General features: G+C 74.4%; 2 protein-coding genes and 1 pseudogene. 2 read left to right on the forward strand and 1 reads right to left on the reverse strand.

Features of this window, described 5'->3' with window-relative positions:
• Positions 1-916, forward strand: a 916-nt coding sequence (locus GTW43_RS32410) for a penicillin-binding transpeptidase domain-containing protein (protein ID WP_272922583.1), incomplete at its 5' end; no start/stop codon positions are given.
• 42 nt (positions 917-958) lie between these two features.
• Here the strand turns inward: GTW43_RS32410 and GTW43_RS32415 are convergent.
• Positions 959-1,159: a hypothetical protein gene (locus GTW43_RS32415; protein WP_161305543.1), complete on the reverse strand. Its 201-nt coding sequence runs from the start codon at positions 1,157-1,159 to the stop codon at positions 959-961.
• 221 nt (positions 1,160-1,380) lie between these two features.
• On the opposite strand from GTW43_RS32415, the pseudogene GTW43_RS32420 reads away from it, so the two are divergent.
• Positions 1,381-2,206 (forward strand): annotated as a pseudogene (locus GTW43_RS32420) (FUSC family protein); the annotation flags it as partial.

Below are 2,206 nucleotides of genomic sequence, written 5' to 3' on the forward strand. Positions count from 1 at the left end.
AGCTCCCGGCCGGCTGCGGACGACGATCGACGCCCGCGTGCAGCGGGCGGCCGAGCGCGAGGTGGCGCTGCGCGCCGACGCCTCGCTCGTCGTCGTCCGGCCCTCGACCGGCGAGGTGCTCGCGGTCGCCGGTTCCGGGCGGGACGGCGCCGCCACCGCGCTGGAGGGGCGGCTCGCCCCCGGCTCCACCATGAAGATGATCACGGCGTCGCTGCTCCTCGAGAAGAAGCTGGCCTCGCCCGACGCTCCGCATCCCTGCCCGAAGAACGCCTCGTACGGCGGCTGGACCTTCCACAACGTGGACGACTTCGCGATCCCCGGCGGCACGTTCCGGGACGACTTCGCGGCGTCCTGCAACACCGCGTTCATCACGCAGGCCGGCAAGCTCGCCGACGACGACCTGCCCCGGCAGGCCCGGGACGTGTTCGGCATCGGGACCAGGTGGTCGGTCGGCGTCGACGCCTTCGCCGGGGCGGTCCCGGTCCAGCACGACGCGTCGAAGGCGGCCGCGCTGATCGGCCAGGGCGAGGTGCGGATGAACCCGCTCACGATGGCGTCCGTGATCTCGACCGCCCGCACCGGCACGTTCCACCAGCCCTACCTGGTCGCCCCGTCCGTCGACCACCGGCGGCTGGCCACCGCGCGGCGCACGCTCGACGCCACCGCGCACCGCAGGCTGCGCGACCTCCTGCACACCACCGCGACCTCCGGGTCCGCCGCCGGTGCCATGGCCGGGCTGTCCGGTGACATCGGCGCGAAGACCGGTTCGGCCGAGGTCGTCGGGCAGGAGGATCCCAACGGCTGGTTCGCCGCCTGGCACGGCGACCTCGCCGCGGCGGCCGTGATGCAGCGCGGCGGCCGGGGCGGCGAGTCCTCCGGCCCGCTCGTGGCGGCCGTCCTGAAAGCGGCCGGCTAGCCGCCTCGGTCCGCGGCCCCCGTACCCGGACCTCGGCCGGCCTCAGTGCGCCACGGTGAAGATCAGTACCGCGGCCAGCCCGAGGGCACCGCACAGCGAGGCGGCCAGCGCGATGCTGACGCCCTTGGCCACGACCGCGGACGTGTCACCCCCTTCCTGCACGCTGCGCCGCATCGCCCAGACCGCTTCGGCGAGCAGGGCGACACCGACGACTCCACTGAGCAGCACCACCACATCGATCATCTGCTCATCGTGCTGCGCGCCCCGGCCGAGGGCGCGCAGCCCACGCACGCGCCGGGCCCGGTTCCGACCGAACGGCCGCACGTCAGGGCGCTTCCCGCGGCTCGTATGCTCGTGAGCACCACGCACGGATCGATCTTGGAGTGACACTGGTGGCGCGACGGCCGACCCTCGCAGGGACCTGGGACCGCTTCGTGGCGTCCGACCCCGGCCTGCTGCGGCTGATGGCCGGTCTGCGGACCGTCGCCGCGATCGGGCTCTCGCTCGCCGTGCTCGCGCTCACGGGCGCGGGCGTGACGCAGATGGTCGCCGGAGCGATGACCGCGATGGTGAGCACGTTCGCCATCCGTGAGAAGACCGTCCGCGGGCAGGCGCTCACCCTCGCGCTCGGCCTGCCGGTCGCACTGGTGGCGATGTCCCTCGGCGCGCTGCTGCACAGCCGCGTCGTCGCGGGCGACCTCTTCTTCGTCGCGCTGATCTTCGGCGCGGTCTACAGCCGCCGCTTCGGCGACCGCGGCACGGCCCTGGGGCTGATCGGCTTCCAGGTGTACTTCGTCTCCCTCTTCGTGGGGGCGTCGGTGAGTCATCTGCCGCGGCTCTTCGCGACCCTGGCGATCGCGTTCGCCTGTGGCGCGGTGGCCCGTTTCGCGCTCGTGCCGGAGACCCCGCAGCGGGTGCTCGGGCGGCTGCGCGAGGCGTTCCGGGCCCGGCTCGGACAGCTGGTGACGGCGCAGACCCGGCTGCTCGACGCCCCGCCCGACGAGCTCGACGAGGTCCTCGACGACCTGCGCCGGCACACGGCACGGCTGCACGAGTCGGCGCTCATGATCCAGGGCCGGCTCGAGGACGGCACCCGCGACGACGCGGCGGCGGCGCTCGTCCAGCGGCGTATCGCGGACGCCGAGGTCGCGGCCGAGCGCCTCGGGATGCTGCTCCTCAACGCGCGCAGTGCCGACCGGGCCGACACCCTCACCCTGCATCTGCCGGGCGCGCCGGTCCCGGCCACCGGGCGGCTGCTGCGGCACGAGGACGAGGCGACGGCGACGCTGC

The sequence above is a fragment of the Streptomyces sp. SID5785 genome (assembly GCF_009870065.1).
Classification (GTDB): Bacteria; Actinomycetota; Actinomycetes; order Streptomycetales; family Streptomycetaceae; genus Streptomyces.

Excerpts from the sequence above, each read along its gene's own strand:
- GTW43_RS32415 (WP_161305543.1), bottom strand. The coding sequence starts at position 1,159 with ATGATCGATGTGGTGGTGCTGCTCAGTGGAGTCGTCGGTGTCGCCCTG.